General features: G+C 65.4%; 13 protein-coding genes. 3 read left to right on the top strand and 10 right to left on the bottom strand.

What is annotated here, in order from left to right; translation table 11 throughout:
- Positions 1 to 109 precede the first annotated feature (109 nt).
- Positions 110 to 619 (bottom strand): cupin domain-containing protein, encoded by a 510-nt coding sequence (locus BMY53_RS10170; protein ID WP_092946566.1) that lies wholly within the window; start codon positions 617 to 619, stop codon positions 110 to 112.
- A 258-nt stretch (positions 620 to 877) separates the two neighbouring features.
- Between BMY53_RS10170 and BMY53_RS10165 the strand changes: the two genes are divergently transcribed.
- The 3 genes from BMY53_RS10165 (at position 878) to BMY53_RS10155 (ending at position 4,962) form a co-directional block, all read left to right on the top strand.
- Complete coding sequence (locus BMY53_RS10165) at positions 878 to 1,261, top strand: COG4315 family predicted lipoprotein (RefSeq protein WP_092946185.1); 384 nt, start codon at positions 878 to 880, stop codon at positions 1,259 to 1,261.
- Between the two features lie 178 nt (positions 1,262 to 1,439).
- A complete protein-coding gene (locus BMY53_RS10160) occupies positions 1,440 to 3,191 on the top strand; it encodes an ABC transporter ATP-binding protein (RefSeq protein WP_092946183.1) in 1,752 nt (583 codons plus the stop codon).
- Complete coding sequence (locus BMY53_RS10155) at positions 3,178 to 4,962, top strand: ABC transporter ATP-binding protein (RefSeq protein WP_255370129.1); 1,785 nt, start codon at positions 3,178 to 3,180, stop codon at positions 4,960 to 4,962. Before BMY53_RS10160 ends, BMY53_RS10155 begins: the two co-directional genes overlap by 14 nt.
- A gap of 130 nt (positions 4,963 to 5,092) precedes the next feature.
- Here BMY53_RS10155 and BMY53_RS10150 read toward each other — a convergent pair whose 3' ends face one another.
- From BMY53_RS10150 to murG, 9 genes are all read right to left on the bottom strand, one after another.
- The gene (locus BMY53_RS10150) at positions 5,093 to 5,278 is read right to left on the bottom strand and encodes a hypothetical protein (protein WP_092946179.1); all 186 of its coding nucleotides are present in this window, start codon (positions 5,276 to 5,278) and stop codon (positions 5,093 to 5,095) included.
- Positions 5,279 to 5,333: 55 nt separating this feature from the next.
- Positions 5,334 to 6,269 carry a UDP-3-O-acyl-N-acetylglucosamine deacetylase gene (lpxC, locus tag BMY53_RS10145; RefSeq protein ID WP_092946177.1) on the bottom strand — a complete coding sequence of 312 codons (936 nt, stop codon included), beginning with the start codon at positions 6,267 to 6,269 and terminating at the stop codon, positions 5,334 to 5,336.
- A 23-nt stretch (positions 6,270 to 6,292) separates the two neighbouring features.
- Positions 6,293 to 8,401: a sensor histidine kinase gene (locus BMY53_RS10140; protein WP_177200817.1), complete on the bottom strand. Its 2,109-nt coding sequence runs from the start codon at positions 8,399 to 8,401 to the stop codon at positions 6,293 to 6,295.
- Between the two features lie 408 nt (positions 8,402 to 8,809).
- Positions 8,810 to 10,048, bottom strand: coding sequence for a cell division protein FtsZ (gene ftsZ, locus BMY53_RS10135; RefSeq protein ID WP_092946173.1), 1,239 nt, complete (start codon positions 10,046 to 10,048; stop codon positions 8,810 to 8,812).
- Between the two features lie 124 nt (positions 10,049 to 10,172).
- Positions 10,173 to 11,402 (bottom strand): cell division protein FtsA, encoded by a 1,230-nt coding sequence (gene ftsA, locus BMY53_RS10130; protein WP_092946171.1) that lies wholly within the window; start codon positions 11,400 to 11,402, stop codon positions 10,173 to 10,175.
- A gap of 8 nt (positions 11,403 to 11,410) precedes the next feature.
- Positions 11,411 to 12,250, bottom strand: a complete 840-nt coding sequence (locus BMY53_RS10125; RefSeq protein ID WP_092946169.1) for a cell division protein FtsQ/DivIB — start codon at positions 12,248 to 12,250, stop codon at positions 11,411 to 11,413.
- Positions 12,251 to 12,271: 21 nt separating this feature from the next.
- Positions 12,272 to 13,258, bottom strand: coding sequence for a D-alanine--D-alanine ligase (locus BMY53_RS10120; RefSeq protein ID WP_092946166.1), 987 nt, complete (start codon positions 13,256 to 13,258; stop codon positions 12,272 to 12,274).
- Complete coding sequence (gene murC / locus BMY53_RS10115) at positions 13,255 to 14,673, bottom strand: UDP-N-acetylmuramate--L-alanine ligase (RefSeq protein WP_092946164.1); 1,419 nt, start codon at positions 14,671 to 14,673, stop codon at positions 13,255 to 13,257. Before murC ends, BMY53_RS10120 begins: the two co-directional genes overlap by 4 nt.
- Positions 14,670 to 15,755, bottom strand: coding sequence for an undecaprenyldiphospho-muramoylpentapeptide beta-N-acetylglucosaminyltransferase (gene murG, locus BMY53_RS10110; protein ID WP_092946162.1), 1,086 nt, complete (start codon positions 15,753 to 15,755; stop codon positions 14,670 to 14,672). Before murG ends, murC begins: the two co-directional genes overlap by 4 nt.
- Positions 15,756 to 15,836 lie beyond the last annotated feature (81 nt).

Here is a 15,836-nt window from a genome sequence, read left to right as displayed (position 1 = left end):
ACAGGCCCTCAGAAGGGCTCGGCTTGGATGCCTCGCCCTAGTCCTTTCCCCAATTCCTTGCCGGCTTCCGTCGTCTGGGCGCGGCCCCGAGCCACGGGCCGCAGCGCCCTCAAGGTTCGTCGACCCAATAGTCCAGATCGCCCTCCTTGAGCTTGCGGATGACCTCGAAGGCGCGTGTGCCGTTGTGCTTGGCGCTTTCGGCCATGAACTTGTTGGAATCCGGGTATTCGCAGATCTCCGGCTGTTCCATGGTGCTGATGGACAGATATTTGATGGGCTCGCTGGAGCTGTTGATGATCTGGTGCGGGTACTCGGGGCCCGCCGGGATAAAGATCACATCACCCGCCTTGATGGGTAGCATTTCCCCGGCCACGCGCAGGGTGCCCTGCCCTTCCAGCACGATGAACATCTCTTCCTGCGCGTGGTGCAGGTGATAAGGGCAGGTGCACATTCCAGGTTGCACGATGTCCACGGAGGCACCCATCTTGCGCGCAGCGGTACCTTCAGCCAGGCGTGCGCCGACCGCGTCATACAGCGGAGGGCGGTGAAAGCGTTTTGTCTCCACCTCGTTGAAGTTGCGGATCAACCGGGCCGCCAGGGCCTGCGCACGTTCGTTCATGGGTTCTCCAGGAATTAGCGTGACCGCCCGCTTGCTGCCCGGGATGGGCAGCGCGATGATCGGCAACACTGGGTTTTCACAAGTATTTCAAGGCGGCGACCGCGGCGTGGCAGTAGCTCGGACATCAGCGGGGACAACAACCAAGAGAGCGGCCGCATGAAGTGGGTACAAGGTACAAGGCTTGCCACCCAGCATGACAACTTCACCCGCACGCATTGAGCGCAACAAGCTTCAAGTCAACAACAGGAGACAGACAGCATGAAAGCCTCCCTGAAACTGCTGGCCACGATGGCCACGACCCTTGCACTGACGGCCGGCAGCGGCCTGGCCCTGGCCCAGCAGGCCCCGGCCATGGTGAAGGATGGTGTGCTCGTGGGCCACAACGAGAAGACGCTCTACACCTTTGACAAGGACAGCGACGGCAAGAGTGCCTGCAACGGCCCTTGCGCCAAGAACTGGCCGCCGCTGGCCGCCAAGGCGGACGACATCGCTTCGGGAGACTGGGCCATCATCACACGCGACGATGGGGCCAAGCAGTGGGCTTACAAGGGCAAGCCGCTGTACTTCTGGGTCAAGGACCTCAAGCCGGGCGATCGCACCGGGGATGGGGTGAACCAGGTCTGGCACGCGGCAAAGCCCTGAAGCGCGGGCGCGCGGGCTGGCTAGCGGGGCGAGGTACGACCCGTGCGCCGGTGCGCCGGTGCGCCTGAGCAGCGGGTGCAGCGGGTGCAGCGGGTGACTTTGGGGTCCTGGCGCCGACGGGGCGACAATGGCGACCCGACCCCGACCGAAGCGTTCTTCATCGCCCTTGCGCGCTCCCATGACCCTCCTGCAGTTGATTGGCGGCCACATGCGCCGTCACTGGCGGCCGTATGCCGCCAGTGCCCTGATGCTCAGCACCATTGCCGTGCTGACGGTCTGGATTCCGCGCCAGGTCGGCCATGTGGTGGACGAACTGGTCGCACACCGCCTGACCGGCTGGACGCTGGCGGCGCAACTGGGCCTGCTGGTGCTGGCCGGGTTGTGCATCTACCTGCTGCGTGTGGGTTGGCGTCTGGCTCTTTACGCCACCGCCTATGAACTGGGCCGTGGCCTGCGGCAGCGTCTGTATGACCAGATGACGCGGCAGGGCCCGGCCTTCTTCCATTCCCAGCGCACTGGCGACCTGATGGCGCTGGCCACCAACGACATCGACGCCATTGAAATGGCTGCGGGTGAAGCCCTGCTGGCCGCCTTTGACGGCAGCCTCACCTTCATCCTGGTGGTGAGCATGATGACGCTGGGGGTGGACCTGCGCCTGGGGCTGGCGGCGCTGGCGCCCTTCCCTTTCATGGCCTATGCCTTCTGGCGCATCTCGGAGAAGGTGCATCAGGCGTGGTCCGATTCCCTCACCCGCTTCTCTGCGCTCAACCAGCAGGTGCAGGACAGCCTGGCCGGTGTGCGCACCGTTCGGGCGCTGGGCCTGGTGGGCCGCAGCCGCGCGCAGTTTGGCGACCTGGCCCGCCATGCTGGCGAGGCTTCCTACCAGGCGCAACGTTGGGAGGCCATGTTCGAGCCCGCGGTCGGCCTGTCGCTGACGGCCGCCACTGTCATTGCACTGGGCGCGGGTGCGTGGCTGGTGGCCCGGGCGGAGATCAGCATCGGCCAGTTGACCGCCTTCACGATGTACCTGGCGCAGCTGATCTGGCCGATGTTCGCAGCGGGCTGGGTGCTCTCGCTGCTGGAACGTGGCCGTGCGGGCTGGACCCGCCTGCAGCCGGTATTGAATGCACCGGACGGGCTGAAGGACGAGGGCCAGGAGGACATGCCGGCGGATGCGGCAGTGACCTGGGAGCACATTGACTTCAGCTATCCCGGCATGACGGTGCCGGCGCTCAGCGGCATTGATCTGCATCTGCCACCGGGGCGCACCTTGGGCATTGTGGGGGCCACGGGTTCGGGCAAGTCCACCTTGTTGCGGTTGCTGCTGCGTCAGTACGAACCCACCAGTGGCCGCATGTTGCTGGGTGGCGTGGAGGCGCCGCGCATCCGGTTGGCGGCCTTGCGCCGCGCCATTGCCTGGGTGCCGCAGGAGCCCTTCCTGTTCTCCGCCTCCATTGCAGACAACATTGCGCTGGCGCGGCCGCAGGCCAGCCGGGAAGAGGTCATGGCGGTGGCGGCGCTGGCAGCGGTGCACGAGGATGTGGCCGAGCTTGCGCAGGGCTACGACACCTTGGTGGGCGAGCGTGGGGTGACCTTGTCGGGCGGCCAGCGGCAACGAGTGGCCATTGCGCGTGCATTGCTGGCGGCGTCGCCTCTGCTGCTGCTGGACGATGCCTTGTCTGCGGTGGACAGCGGCACGGAAGCCGAGATCCTCAGCCATTGGCGCGAGCTGCGGCGGCAGCATCCGGAACGCAGTCTGGTGGTGGTGGGCCATCGGCTCTCGTCCGTGATGGAGGCTGATGAGATTGTGGTGCTCAAGCAGGGCCGCATCATCGAGCGCGGCGACCATGCGGCGCTGCTGGCGCTGAACGGCTGGTATGCCAGCCAGTGGCGTTATCAACAACTGGAGGCCAGCCTTGACGCAGCCTGAGGTGGTCGGCGGCGCGGTGCCGGACCGCGCGAACGAACATTCCCCCCGTGAAGCGCTGGCCCTGCTGGCGCAGGCGGCGGCCCCTGAGCGGCGCGGTTTGACCAAGGGTCTGGGCTGGCTGGTGGTGGCAGCGGCGCTGGAGGCCATTGGGCCCATCCTGGGCAAGCACTTCATCGACAACCATGTGTTGCCACGGCAATTCGACCTGGGTGCGATGGCGGTGTTGCTGGGCGCGATGTTGCTGGCGGGCTGGACGGCGAGCGTTCTTCGTTATGCGCAGTTGCGGCGCATGGCGGGGGTGGCGCGGCGCTCCGTGCTGCGTCTGCGTGAGCAGGTGTATGCGCATGTGCTGGCGCAGCCCATGGCGTTCTTTGACCGCAGCATCACGGGGCAGTTGCTGAGCCGCATCACCAACGACACCGATGCGGTGAACAACCTGTATCGGCAGGTGCTCTTCGTGATGTTGGATTCCAGCATTGTGGTGCTGGGGGCGCTGGTGGCGATGGCCTGGCTGGATTGGCGGTTGATGCTGATCGTGCTGGCGTTGGTGCCGGCGAGCTCCGGCATCATCTGGCTCTACCAGCGGGCCAGCAGCGGGCCGGTGCAGCGGGCGCGAGCCTTGCGCGCGGATCTGAATGCGCAGATGGCGGAGAGCATGGCGGGTATGGCGATGCTGCAGTCTGCCGGGGCAACGGCGCGATTCGCGCAGCGGTATGAGGCGGTGAACCAGGCGCAGTTGCAGGCGCGGGTGTTGGAGTTGCGGGCCAATGCCTGGCTGTTGCGGCCGGCGCTGGATCTGCTGAATGTGCTGTTGATCGTGACGGTGATCTTCGGCTTCGGGCAGCGGGAGCTGTCGGGGGTGGAGGTGGGGTTGCTGTATGCATTCCTGGCTTACATCGCGCGGGTGGTGGAGCCGCTGATCCAGATCACGATGCAGTTCAGCCAGTTGCAGCAGGCGCTGGTGGCAGCTTCGCGGGTGCGGGCCTTGTTGCGGGAACCGGCGGAGCCTCGGTCGCAGCGGGATGATCTGGTGGTGAGCGCGGGTGCGATCCACTTCGAGCATCTGAGCTTTGGCTACAAGCCTGAGCATCTGGTGTTGCAGGATCTGGACCTGTCGATTGCAGCGGGCAGTTTTGTGGGGATTGCGGGGCACACGGGGTCGGGCAAGTCGACGCTGCTGGCGCTGTTGTTGCGGTTCTATCGGCCGAAGACCGGGCGGGTGCTGATTGATGGGCAGCCGCTGGATCAACTGCCGGATGAGGCCTTCCACAGCGCGGTGGGGTTGGTGCCGCAGGAGCCGTATCTGATTGCCGGCACGGTGCGGGAGAACATCCGGATGGGGCGCGCGATCAGCGATGAGCGGGTCGAGGCGGCTGCGGTGGCGGCGCGTGCGCATGATTTCCTCTCGGCGTTGCCAGAGGGTTATGAGAGCCGGCTGGGGGATGGCGGGCTGGCGGTGTCCACGGGGCAGAAGCAGTTGATCGCCCTGGCTCGTGCGTTGGCGGGGGATCCACGCATCCTGCTGCTGGATGAGGCGACGGCCAACATCGACAGCGCAACCGAGATTCAGGTCAGCGAGGCCCTGCGATCACTCCGTGGGCAGGTAACCGTGGTGGCGATTGCGCATCGGCTCTCGACCATTCGTGACGCCGACCAGATCGTGGTGCTCAACCACGGGCGGTTGGCTGAACGTGGGCCTCACGATGCGCTGATGGCGCTTGAAGGTGGGATCTATCAGCGGTTGGTGCAGTTGCAGGCGTTGGAGCAATAAACGACGCTGAATTCTTCTTTTGCCTGCGCTGGGAAGCGGAGGACATGGAGGAAAAGGGTGCCGGACCGTCACTTTCCAGCGTAGGCAAAGAACACCCGTCCACCCCCGAGCAAAGGGGCAACGAAGCCAGCTACAGCAGCTTCGCCAATGTCTCCAGCACCAACACCGCAAACGCCCCGATCCCCGCGATGACCGTCCATTTGATCAGGACGATGCCCCGCCACCGCCAGACCGGTTTCTTGGTGCCGATGTAGACGGCAAAGCACACCAACCCGGCTGCGAGCAGCAGGCCGATGACAAGGCGGATGATCATCATCGCGTGGTCAGGCTCTCAAGAAAAGAAGAGATGAGAAAAGCTCAGAAGAACCCCATCACCACGCCGGTGCCAGTTCAGCAAACCCCGCCGGCGCCTCACGCTCATTGTCAAACGTGACGATTTCATAAGCGTCCGCGTCCTTCAGCAGCTCCCGCAGCAGAAGATTGTTGAGCGCATGGCCACCCTTGAACGACGTATAGGCCGCCAGCAGCGGGTGCCCCACCACCTGCATATCGCCGATCGCGTCCAGGATTTTGTGCTTCACGAACTCGTCGTCATAGCGCAAGCCTTCCGCGTTCAACACACGGTAGTCGTCCACCACGATGGCGTTGTCCATGCTGCCGCCCAGTGTCAGCCCACGTGAACGCATCAGCTCGATGTCCTTCGTCATGCCAAAGGTGCGTGCACGCGCGATCTCGCGCTTGTAGCCACCACTGCCCATGTCGAACACATAGTGCTGGCCCGTCGCCGCCACCGCCGGATTGTCGAATTCGATCTGGAAGCTCAGCGTGTACCCATGGTGCGGCACCAGTTTCGCCCACATCAGGCTTTTGCCTTCGCCCTTGCGTACTTCCACCGGCTTCTTCACCCGCAGAAACTGCTTGGGAGCGTCCTGCAACTCGATACCGGCCGACTGCAGCAAAAACACATAACTCGCCGCCGAACCATCCAGCACCGGCACCTCGTCAGCGTTGATGTCGATCATCAGGTTGTCCAACCCCAACCCCGCACAGGCCGACAACAAATGCTCGATGGTTTGCACCTTGGGCTGGCCCGGGTCGCCGTCCGGGCTGATGGTCGTCGCCATCCGCGTATCGCAGACATTGGTCGTGCGTACCGGAATATCCACCGGCTGGGCCAGATCGACACGGCGGAACACCAGCCCCGTGCCAGGCGCCGCAGGGCGCAGGGTGATCTCCACCTTCTGGCCGCTATGGATGCCCACACCGACGGCACGGGTCAGCGACTTGATGGTTCGTTGCTTCAGCATGCGCCGATTGTCCCAAAACCGCGTCAACCCTGCTGAAGCGATGTTTCCGGTTCCGTGCGTTCTACCGGTAGACGCAAGGTCACCACCGTGCCATGCCCCGGGCTGCTGTCCACCCGCAAGCTGCCCCCCAGCTGACGCGCCCGACGCTGCTGCCCTCGCAGCCCACGCCCCGCCGTCACGCTGCCCACATCAAAACCCTCGCCGTCATCTTCCACCCGGATCTCGACCTTGCGCCCCAGATCCCGCGTCACCACCCGCACCCGGCTCGCCCGTGCATGCTTGAGCGCATTGGTCAGCGCCTCCTGCATCAGCCGCAGCACATGCAAGGCATCTGGTGGCTCCAGCCACTCCAGCACCGGCAGGTCATGCACGTCCCATTCCAGCTTGAGCCCGCCCAGCTGCAGACGCTTGCCCAGCCGGTACCGCATCGTCGCCAGCAGCGAGACCAGATCGTGGCCCACCGGCTCCAGCGAGTCGATCACCAGCCGCAGATCGTCCACGCACTCGCGCAACACCCCGACCACCTGGTCCTGCGGCATCGAGCCCTGCTCCACCGCCACCATCGCCGACAGCAGCGACGACCCGAGGCCGTCATGCATGTCCTGCATCAGGCGTTGGCGCTCCAGCAGCAAGGCCTGCTGCCGCTCCACCTCGCGCAACTTGTCATGCTGGGCACGCAGTTGCTCGCTCTGCTCGGACAGCCGGTTCGCCAGCTCCTCGTTGGCCCGCTCCACGCCCCGCAGCGCCTGGATATAGCGGTACTGCACCGCATACAGGAAGCTGGCCAGCACCACCAAGGTGGCAAAAGGCATCAGGTAGATGTGCTCCGGCCACCACCAGCCCGCCAACAGGCCCAGGTCATGGATGGCCAGGCCAATGCCGATCACCAGCGCCGCCGCAATCAGCCGCAACTCCCGGCTGCCCTGCCGCCAGGCAATGGTGGCCACAAAACCCGTGCCCGCCAGGCCCACCACCGCATTGCAGATGTGCATCAGCACCAGCGTGTCCATGCCGCGGCCCCACAGCGGCAGCGACACAATGCTGGCCACCAGGACAAAGGCCGTGACCGTGCGCTCAAAACGGTCGAAGCGCTGACGCGCAAAACGCAAGGCAAAAAGGAAGGTGAGCAACATCACCCACGACATCGAGGCATGGGTGATCCACCAGAACCAGTCGAGCGCATCCCGGGTGCGCGGCAGGTCCAGGTGATAGTGCAGGTTGCGCACCAGCCAGGCCACGCTGGCCAGGGCAAACAGCAGGTAGGCCGGGTCCTCCCGCCGCTTCAGCCACAACACCAGGGCAAACAGCCCCAGTGTCACCAGAGTCAGGCTGGTGGCCTGCGGCACACCGATCTGCAACACCCAGCGGCGGTCATGGCGAGGCTCCAGGTCCTCGCGCGCACCCAGCCAGACGCTGGACACCGCGTAGTACAGGCCCTGCATCACCGGCACGGCAATGACGACCTCGATCTCCCGCTCATCCCGCAACTCGGTCAGCGCCGCCGGCAGGACCACCCACAAGGGCCGCACCCATTGCTCACGCGCACCAGACTGGTTGTCAAAGACAGGCCGCCAGCCGTTGTCCGTCTTGACCAGCACCGCTGCCGCCTGCGCCACCAGGCGCGGCATGTACAAGGCCACACTGGTCGGCCAGCGGCCATGCGGCGGCGCATAACGGATGCGATACCAGCGCATCTGGTAGCGCCGCGGCGTGCTCAGGTCTTGCGTGGCCTCGCGCTCACGCACATCCGGCAGCGCCACCGGCTGCCAGGCCCCCGGGCTGGAAGGCGGCAGCAGGTCGGCCGGCAGTTGCCCGCTGCCCCCGTCCATGGACCGCAGGGCACGGCGCCAGCCCTGCAACTGCTCCAGGGTCCAGTCACTGGTGGCCATCATCGCTTCGGTGGCCCGCTGCGCGCCCGGCCCCTCCAGGACCCCATGGCCCGCGGATTCCCCTGCGTCACCATCACTGGCCGCCTGGCTGCCTTCGCCGGCCAACACGCCCAGCAGACCGGGCTTGCTGTTGGCGCCCACGTCCAGTCCCGGAGCCGTACGGGCGAGCGCTGGCGACACATGAAACCCCAGCAACAGCCAGATCGCCAGCCCGATCGCCATGGCCAGGCTGCGCATCATCATGCCAAGGCGCCGAATTGAACAACCACCGACATTTCCTGCGGAACCGTCGCTGGCATATGGGTGGACAGCTTCATGTCCACGACTGTCGCCGCCTTCATGGGCGGTTCTGCCGGGAGCCCCAGCGGCGCGCCCATGCTTGCGCCAGGCAGGCCATGGCCAACCGATGTTGCTTGTCTCCCAGCCTGGACATCCCTGCGCCATGCATCACTCTAGAGGTGGGTCCCGAGGTTCCGGTGTGTGTTTGGGCGGCAAGTGTGCCCAAGTTCCGAGGGCTGCACGAGCCCGGAATTGCAACAGGCTCGGCCAAGGAGCCGCCTCCCTGCCCACGGCGCGGCAACAGATGGACGAAAAAAGGCCATGCCGAGCCCGGCATGGCCTTGAATCGCTGATGGTCAGAAGGTGGTCGGATCAGTCCGCCTGCTTGCGCAGGAAGGCCGGGATCTCGATTTCGTCCATGCCGTTGGACGACAGGGCTTCCACCTTGGCGGCCGCCGTACGGCCATGACGCCAGACGCTGGGCACATTCATGCCGCCAAAGTCCTGGGCGGTCATGGTCGCGGCCGGCGTCGAGACGCCGGACGTGGCTGCCGCCGAACCCGGCATCACGACGGGCTGCGTCAGCACCGGCATGTTGTCGGTACCGGTGCGCAGCGTCGTCTGCTGCACCACCTGCAGCGGCTGCTGCGCACGACCACGCTGGCACAGGCCAGTGGCAATCACCGTCACACGCAGCTGGTCGCCCAGGCTTTCGTCGTAAGCAGTGCCGTAGATGATGTGGGCATCTTCGGCGGCATAACGCTTGATGGTGGTCATCGCGTTACGGCTCTCGGCCAGCTTGAAGTTGCTGCGGCTCGCCGCGATCAGCACCAGCACGCCACGCGCGCCCGACAGATCGATGCCTTCCAGCAGCGGGCAGGCCACCGCCAGTTCCGCTGCCTTGGCTGCGCGGTCCGGGCCAGCGGCCACGGCCGTGCCCATCATCGCCTTGCCCGGCTCGCTCATGACGGTCTTGACGTCTTCAAAGTCGACGTTCACCAGACCCGGCATGTGGATGATGTCCGAGATGCCGCCCACCGCGTTCTTCAGTACATCGTTGGCATGAGCAAAAGCCTGGTCCTGCGTGACGTCGTCGCCCAGCACTTCCAGCAGCTTGTCGTTCAGCACCACGATGAGCGAGTCAACGTTGGCTTCCAGCTCGGCCAGACCCAGGTCCGCCGCCTTCGAACGGCGCGAACCTTCGAATTCGAACGGCTTGGTGACCACGCCCACAGTCAGGATGCCCATTTCACGGGCCACACGGGCGATCACCGGGGCTGCGCCCGTACCGGTGCCGCCGCCCATGCCGGCCGTGATGAACAGCATGTGCGCGCCCGTGATGGATTCGCGGATGCGGGCTTCAGCTTCTTCAGCGGCGCCGCGCCCGACTTCCGGCTTGGCGCCGGCCCCCAGGCCGGTATGGCCCAGTTGCAGGAGCTGATCCGCCTTCGAGCGGTTCAGGGCCTGGGCGTCAGTGTTGGCAACGACGAATTCCACACCTTGCACGCCTTGCGCAATCATGTGTTCAACCGCATTGCCGCCGCCGCCGCCGACACCGATCACCTTGATCTGGGTGCCCTGATCAAACTCTTCGATCATTTCGATGGCCATATCAAACCTCCTGTCCATATTGTGCAACTACCATCAGCGAAATTGAAGTGGGCTTCCCCACATTTTTGACACTCATTTCGGGGCCATAACTCGGCCCGAAGCCCCGAGATGAGGTTGAACAACTCTAGAAATTACCCAAGAACCAGTCTTTGGCTCGCCCAAACAGCGTCTTCACCGAGCCCGCCTGCTGCGCCGCCTTGAAACCCCGCGTGCGGGACAGGCGCGCCTCATCCAGCAAACCCATCACGGTCGCCGAACGCGGGTTGGCAACCATGTCAAACAAGGCACCGCTGTAGGTCGGATTTCCCCGGCGTACGGGTTTGAGGAAAATATCCTCCGCCAGTTCGACCATTCCCGGCATCACCGAGGAGCCTCCCGACAACACAATGCCGGAAGACAACAGCTCTTCATAGCCAGATTCCCGGATGACCTGGTGCACCAACGAGAAGATTTCTTCCACGCGTGGTTCGATAACACCCGCCAAAGCCTGCTTGGAGAGCATTCGGGGTGCCCGGTCGCCCAAACCCGGAACTTCCACCTGATCCGCCGGATCCGCCAGCAATTGCTTGGCCACACCATGCTCAACCTTGATTTCCTCGGCATCCTTCGTAGGGGTGCGCAAGGCCATCGCGATATCGCTGGTAATAAGGTCGCCGGCAATCGGAATGACTGCCGTATGGCGGATGGAACCACCGGTAAAAATCGCCACGTCGGTGGTGCCGGCACCAATGTCCACCAGCGCCACGCCCAGGTCGCGCTCGTCCGAAGTTAGTGCTGCCAAACTGGACGCGCTCGGATTCAGAACGAGTTGCTCGACTTCCAGGCCGCAGCGACGCACGCACTTGACGATGTTCTCCGCCGCGCTCTGGGCCCCGGTCACGATATGGACCTTGACCTCCAGGCGGCCACCGCTCATGCCGATGGGTTCTTTCACCTCATGGCCATCGATGACAAATTCCTGGGGTTCCACCAGCAGCAGCCGCTGATCGTTCGGAATATTGATGGCCTTGGCGGTTTCCACCACACGGGCAACATCCACGGGCGTCACTTCCTTATCCCGGACAATCACCATTCCGGTGGAGTTCTGGCCGCGAATATGGCTGCCGGTGATCCCCGTGAAAACCCTGGAGATACGGCAGTCGGCCATCATTTCGGCCTCTTTCAGGGCCTGCTGGATGGACTGCACCGTGGCATCAATATTGACCACCACACCCCGCTTGAGCCCATGGCTGGGCGCCACGCCCAGACCGGCAATGCGCAATTCCCCATTGCCCATCACCTCGGCCACCACCGCCATGATCTTGGCGGTGCCGATGTCCAAACCAACGACCAAATCCTTGTATTCCTTGGCCATGCCTGTCCTCAATTCTTCTTGGTAGCGCCCTTGGGCGCATTGGAAACGGTGGTCACCCCGGCCAACCGTACTGCGTATCCCTGCTCATGGCGCAGGTCCGCGGAAATCATCGATGTCTGATAACGGGCCGCAATCCTGGGAATGCTCCCGATAAATTGCGAATACCGCCCCACCACATCCGCCTCGGTGCCTCGACCAATTTCCACCACCGCGCCTTTTTCCAGCGTGGCTTTCCAGGAACCGCGGCCGGACAAATCCAGCCGTTCCACGCCTTCATTCAATTTGGCGCGCGTCAGCGGATCGAGCTGCTTCCACATGGACAGCATGGCGGCGGAGGTTTTGTCGGGGCCGGACAAGGTGGGCAGGTCGTCGTCTTCCACATCGCCCAGGTTGGCTTCGAAGACCTCCCCGAAGGTGTTGACCAAGCGGGTGTCCACCACCGCGTCGCTGTCCGCGTCCGCGTTGTCTGCCTTGGTTTCCCAGTAGGCGGCAGGGTGGTGTTCTTCCAGGTGGACCAGCAGCCTGCGGGGCCAGACGCGCTGCACGGTGGCACGGCGCACCCACGGCACCGCCTCAAAGGCCTGGCGCGCGTTCTGCAGATTCATGGTCACGAAGTTGCCACGCAGGCGCGGCAGGGCGTTGGCCCGCAATGAAGCCGTGCTGTTGCGCGAGACATCGCCTTCCACCGTGATGCCGCCGACCGCAAAGAAGGGCTGGCGCACCAGCCATTGCAGCCCCAGGCCCAATCCACCCAGGGTCACCAGCACCGCCAGCAACGCCGCGACGCCGTTCATCACACGGATGTCCGGCGGCAGCGGCGGCGGGGAGTGGGTGAAGGTGGCGCCCATGATGAAGAAGGAGTTCGGTCCTCAGGCGGCCGGGGTCAGCGGCGTGGGTTGATCCAGCGTGGCCTGGGCCAGCAGCCACAGGCACAGTTGCTCGTAGCTCACCCCCACCGCCTTGGCAGCCTTGGGAACCAGCGAATGCGAGGTCATGCCGGGCGAGGTGTTCATCTCCAGCAGGAAGACCCGGTCATCGCTCTTGCGCAGCATCAGGTCGGCGCGGCCCCACCCCCGGCAACCCAGCGAGCGATAGGCCTGGAGCACCAGCGCCTGGATCTCCGCCTGCTGAGCGGGCGGCAATTGACCGATCAGGTATTGCGTGGTGTCGGTGAAGTACTTGTTCTGATAGTCGTAATTGCCTTGCTCGGCGCGGATCTCGATCACGGGCAGCGCCTGCGCGTCGTCGCCAGCGCCCAGCACGGCGCAAGTCAATTCCTGGCCGTCGACGAATTCCTCGCACAGCACTTCGGTGTCGTACCTGGCCGCCAGCGTGACCGCATCCTGCATCTCCGAATAGCCGTTGACCTTGGTCGCACCGACCGAAGACCCCTCATGCGGCGGCTTCACGAAGACCGGCAGGCCCAGCTCATCGGGCACGGTGCGCACACGCTCGCGCTTGAGATCGTCGCCCCTGAGACTCACCCAGCGCGGCGTCGGCAGGCCGTCGGCCACCCACACACGCTTGGTGGTGATCTTGTCCATGGCGATGGCGGACGCCATGACGCCGGAGCCGGTGTAGGGAATTCCCAGCAGTTCCAGCGCGCCCTGCACCGTACCGTCTTCGCCATGGCGACCGTGCAGGGCAATGAACGCGCGCTGGAAGCCCTCGGCTTTCAGCGCCAGCAGTGAACGCTCGGACGGGTCGAAGGCATGGGCGTCCACGCCCGAAGCCCGCAGCGCGCCCAGTACGCCCGCGCCCGACATCAGCGAGACCTCGCGCTCCGCCGAATCCCCACCCTGCAGCACGGCCACCTTGCCGAGTGCCTTCACATCGATATTGAGGTCCAGTTTCATGGCCGGCCCTTCCCTTGCTTCATCAGTTCCACCGTGCGGGCCGGTACGGCAGCAATCGAGCCGGCCCCCATCACGATCAATACATCACCGGCGCGCGCGTGCGCGGCCAGTGCCTCAGGCAATTGCTGCCAGTCGCCGACATAAGCGGCTGTGGTGCCGTGCGCGTTGACCGCCTGCGCAAGACTTTCGCCACTGATCCCTGGCAGGGGCGACTCACTCGCCGCATAGATGTCGGTGAGCAGCACCGCATCCGCCTGGGCGAGCACCTCGGCGAAGTCCGCGAAACAGTCGCGGGTGCGGGTGTAGCGGTGCGGCTGGAAGGCCAGCACCAGGCGGCGCCCCGGGTAGGCGCCACGGGCGGCCTGCAGCACCGCGCGCATCTCCACGGGGTGATGGCCGTAGTCGTCGATCAGCACAGCGGTGCCCTCGCCCACCGGCAATTCGCCATGCGACTGGAAGCGACGACCCACGCCGCCGAATCCGGCCAGGCCCTGCAGCACCGCTTCGTCGCGAACGCCCAGTTCCATTGCCATGGCGATCACGGCCAGCGCATTGAGCACGTTGTGCTGACCCGCCAGGCGCAGCCGGACCGCCAGCGGCGGCAATTCCTGGCCACGGCGGTCACGGCGCAGCGCAGTGAAGCGCATCTCGCCGCCGGGATCAGCCTGCACGTTGATGGCCCGCACGTCATGGGACGGATCCAGCCCGTAGAGGATCACCGGACGCGAGAGCATCGGCACGATGCTGCGCACACCGGCGTCGTCCCCGCACAGCACCGCGGCACCCCAGAACGGCATGTGGTGCAGGAAGTCCACGAAGGCCTGGCGCAACCGGGCCAGGTCGTGGCCGTAGGTGTCCATGTGGTCCGCGTCGATGTTGGTGACGATGGCCAGTTGCGGCAGCAAGTGCAGGAAGGACGCGTCCGACTCGTCCGCTTCCACGACCATATGCAGGCCCGCGCCCAATGCCGCGTTCGCGCCGCTGGCGAGCAGTTGCCCGCCAATGGCATAGCTCGGATCCAGCCCCGCCTGCAGCAAGACGGTGGTGAGCAGCGATGTGGTGGTGGTCTTGCCATGCGTGCCCGCCACGGCAATTCCCATGCGCGGGCGCATGAGTTCGGCCAGCATCTGGGCGCGCAGCAGCACGGGGATGTGCTGCGCATGCGCAGCCATCAGCTCCGGGTTGTCCGCCTTGATGGCGCTGGACTTCACCAGCACCTGTGCCTGGCCCACGTGCTCGGCGGCATGGCCGATCTGCACGGTCACGCCCAGCGAGCGCAAGCGGCGCGTGGTGTCGCTCTCGCCCTGGTCGGAGCCGCTGACCTGGTAGCCCTGGGCCACCAGCAGTTCGGCAATGCCGCTCATGCCGGCGCCACCGATGCCCGTGAAATGGATGCGTTGGAGGGCGTGTTTCATGTTCGCCCCCTCGGAACCAACGCTTCAATTTCATCGGCCACGCGCGCGGCGGCACGCGGACGCGCCAGCGAGCGGGCCTTGCTGGCCAGCTTCAGCCACTGCTCGCGCGGGGCTTGCAGCAAGTCGTGCAACTTCTGCGCGGTCAGTTCCGCCTGCGGCAGGTGCACACCGGCCTCATGCTGGGCCAGGTATTGCGCGTTGTCGCGTTGGTGCGAGGTGGTGCTGACCACCAAGGGCACCAGGATGCTGGCCACCCCGGCGGCGCAGAGCTCGGACACAGTCACGGCCCCGGCGCGGCAGATCACCACGTCGGCGTCGGACAAGCGCTGCGCCATGTCGTGGATGAAGGGCACCACTTCTGCCTGCACACCCGCCTTGGCATAAGCCGCCTGCACCAGCGGGAAGTTCGCTTCGCCGGTCTGGTGGGTCACCAGCGGACGCTGGTCTTCGGGCCACAGGGCCAGGGCCTGCGGCAGCACGTCGTTGATGGCGCGAGCGCCCAGCGAGCCTCCGACCACCAGCACCTTGAGCGGACCGGTGCGGCCGGCAAAGCGCAGCTCGGGGGCCGGCAGGTCCTCGATCTCGGCGCGGACCGGGTTGCCGGTCACCACGCCCTTGCGTTGCTGGGCCGCGGCGAGGCCATCGAAACCGAAGGCAATCTTGCGGGCCACCGGGGCCAGGGCCTTGTTGGACAGCAGCAGGGCCGCATCCGCATTCACCAGCAACAGCGGCCGGCGCATCAGCCAGGCCATGAAACCACCGGGGAGGCAGACATACCCGCCCATGCCCAGCACCGCATCGGCCTTGCGCTCGCCGAGCACGTTGGCGCTCTGCGCGAGGGCGCGGAACAGGCGGCCAATCCCGAGCACCGCATGGCGCAGGCCCTTGCCGCGCAGGCCGGCAAATGCCAGACGGTCGATGGGCAGGCCTGAAGGCGGCACCAGCTTGTTCTCCATGCCGGCTTCGGTGCCAAGCCAGGAGACGGTCCAGCCTCGGCGCTGCATTTCGGCGGCCACGGCCAGACCCGGGATGACGTGCCCTCCCGTCCCCGCTGCCATCACCACGAGATGACGCGTGCTCATGCTTGCCCCTCGTTCGCGGCACGCCGCGACCGGTCCCCCGAGGGGACGCGAGCTTGCTTGGGGCGGCCCTGCGCTGCGCTC

The organism is Roseateles sp. YR242, assembly GCF_900109745.1.
Taxonomy (GTDB): Bacteria; Pseudomonadota; Gammaproteobacteria; order Burkholderiales; family Burkholderiaceae_C; genus Roseateles.
The sequence above is the reverse complement of the archived record's forward strand: the minus strand, read 5'-3'. Positions and strand labels throughout refer to the sequence as shown.

Excerpts from the sequence above, each read along its gene's own strand:
- BMY53_RS10170 (WP_092946566.1), bottom strand. The coding sequence starts at position 619 with ATGAACGAACGTGCGCAGGCCCTGGCGGCCCGGTTGATCCGCAACTTC.
- BMY53_RS10150 (WP_092946179.1), bottom strand. The coding sequence starts at position 5,278 with ATGATGATCATCCGCCTTGTCATCGGCCTGCTGCTCGCAGCCGGGTTG.
- murG (WP_092946162.1), bottom strand. The coding sequence starts at position 15,755 with ATGAGCACGCGTCATCTCGTGGTGATGGCAGCGGGGACGGGAGGGCAC.
- lpxC (WP_092946177.1), bottom strand. The coding sequence starts at position 6,269 with ATGCTGAAGCAACGAACCATCAAGTCGCTGACCCGTGCCGTCGGTGTG.
- BMY53_RS10140 (WP_177200817.1), bottom strand. The coding sequence starts at position 8,401 with ATGATGATGCGCAGCCTGGCCATGGCGATCGGGCTGGCGATCTGGCTG.
- BMY53_RS10165 (WP_092946185.1), top strand. The coding sequence starts at position 878 with ATGAAAGCCTCCCTGAAACTGCTGGCCACGATGGCCACGACCCTTGCA.
- murC (WP_092946164.1), bottom strand. The coding sequence starts at position 14,673 with ATGAAACACGCCCTCCAACGCATCCATTTCACGGGCATCGGTGGCGCC.
- ftsZ (WP_092946173.1), bottom strand. The coding sequence starts at position 10,048 with ATGGCCATCGAAATGATCGAAGAGTTTGATCAGGGCACCCAGATCAAG.
- BMY53_RS10160 (WP_092946183.1), top strand. The coding sequence starts at position 1,440 with ATGACCCTCCTGCAGTTGATTGGCGGCCACATGCGCCGTCACTGGCGG.
- ftsA (WP_092946171.1), bottom strand. The coding sequence starts at position 11,402 with ATGGCCAAGGAATACAAGGATTTGGTCGTTGGTTTGGACATCGGCACC.
- BMY53_RS10125 (WP_092946169.1), bottom strand. The coding sequence starts at position 12,250 with ATGGGCGCCACCTTCACCCACTCCCCGCCGCCGCTGCCGCCGGACATC.
- BMY53_RS10120 (WP_092946166.1), bottom strand. The coding sequence starts at position 13,258 with ATGAAACTGGACCTCAATATCGATGTGAAGGCACTCGGCAAGGTGGCC.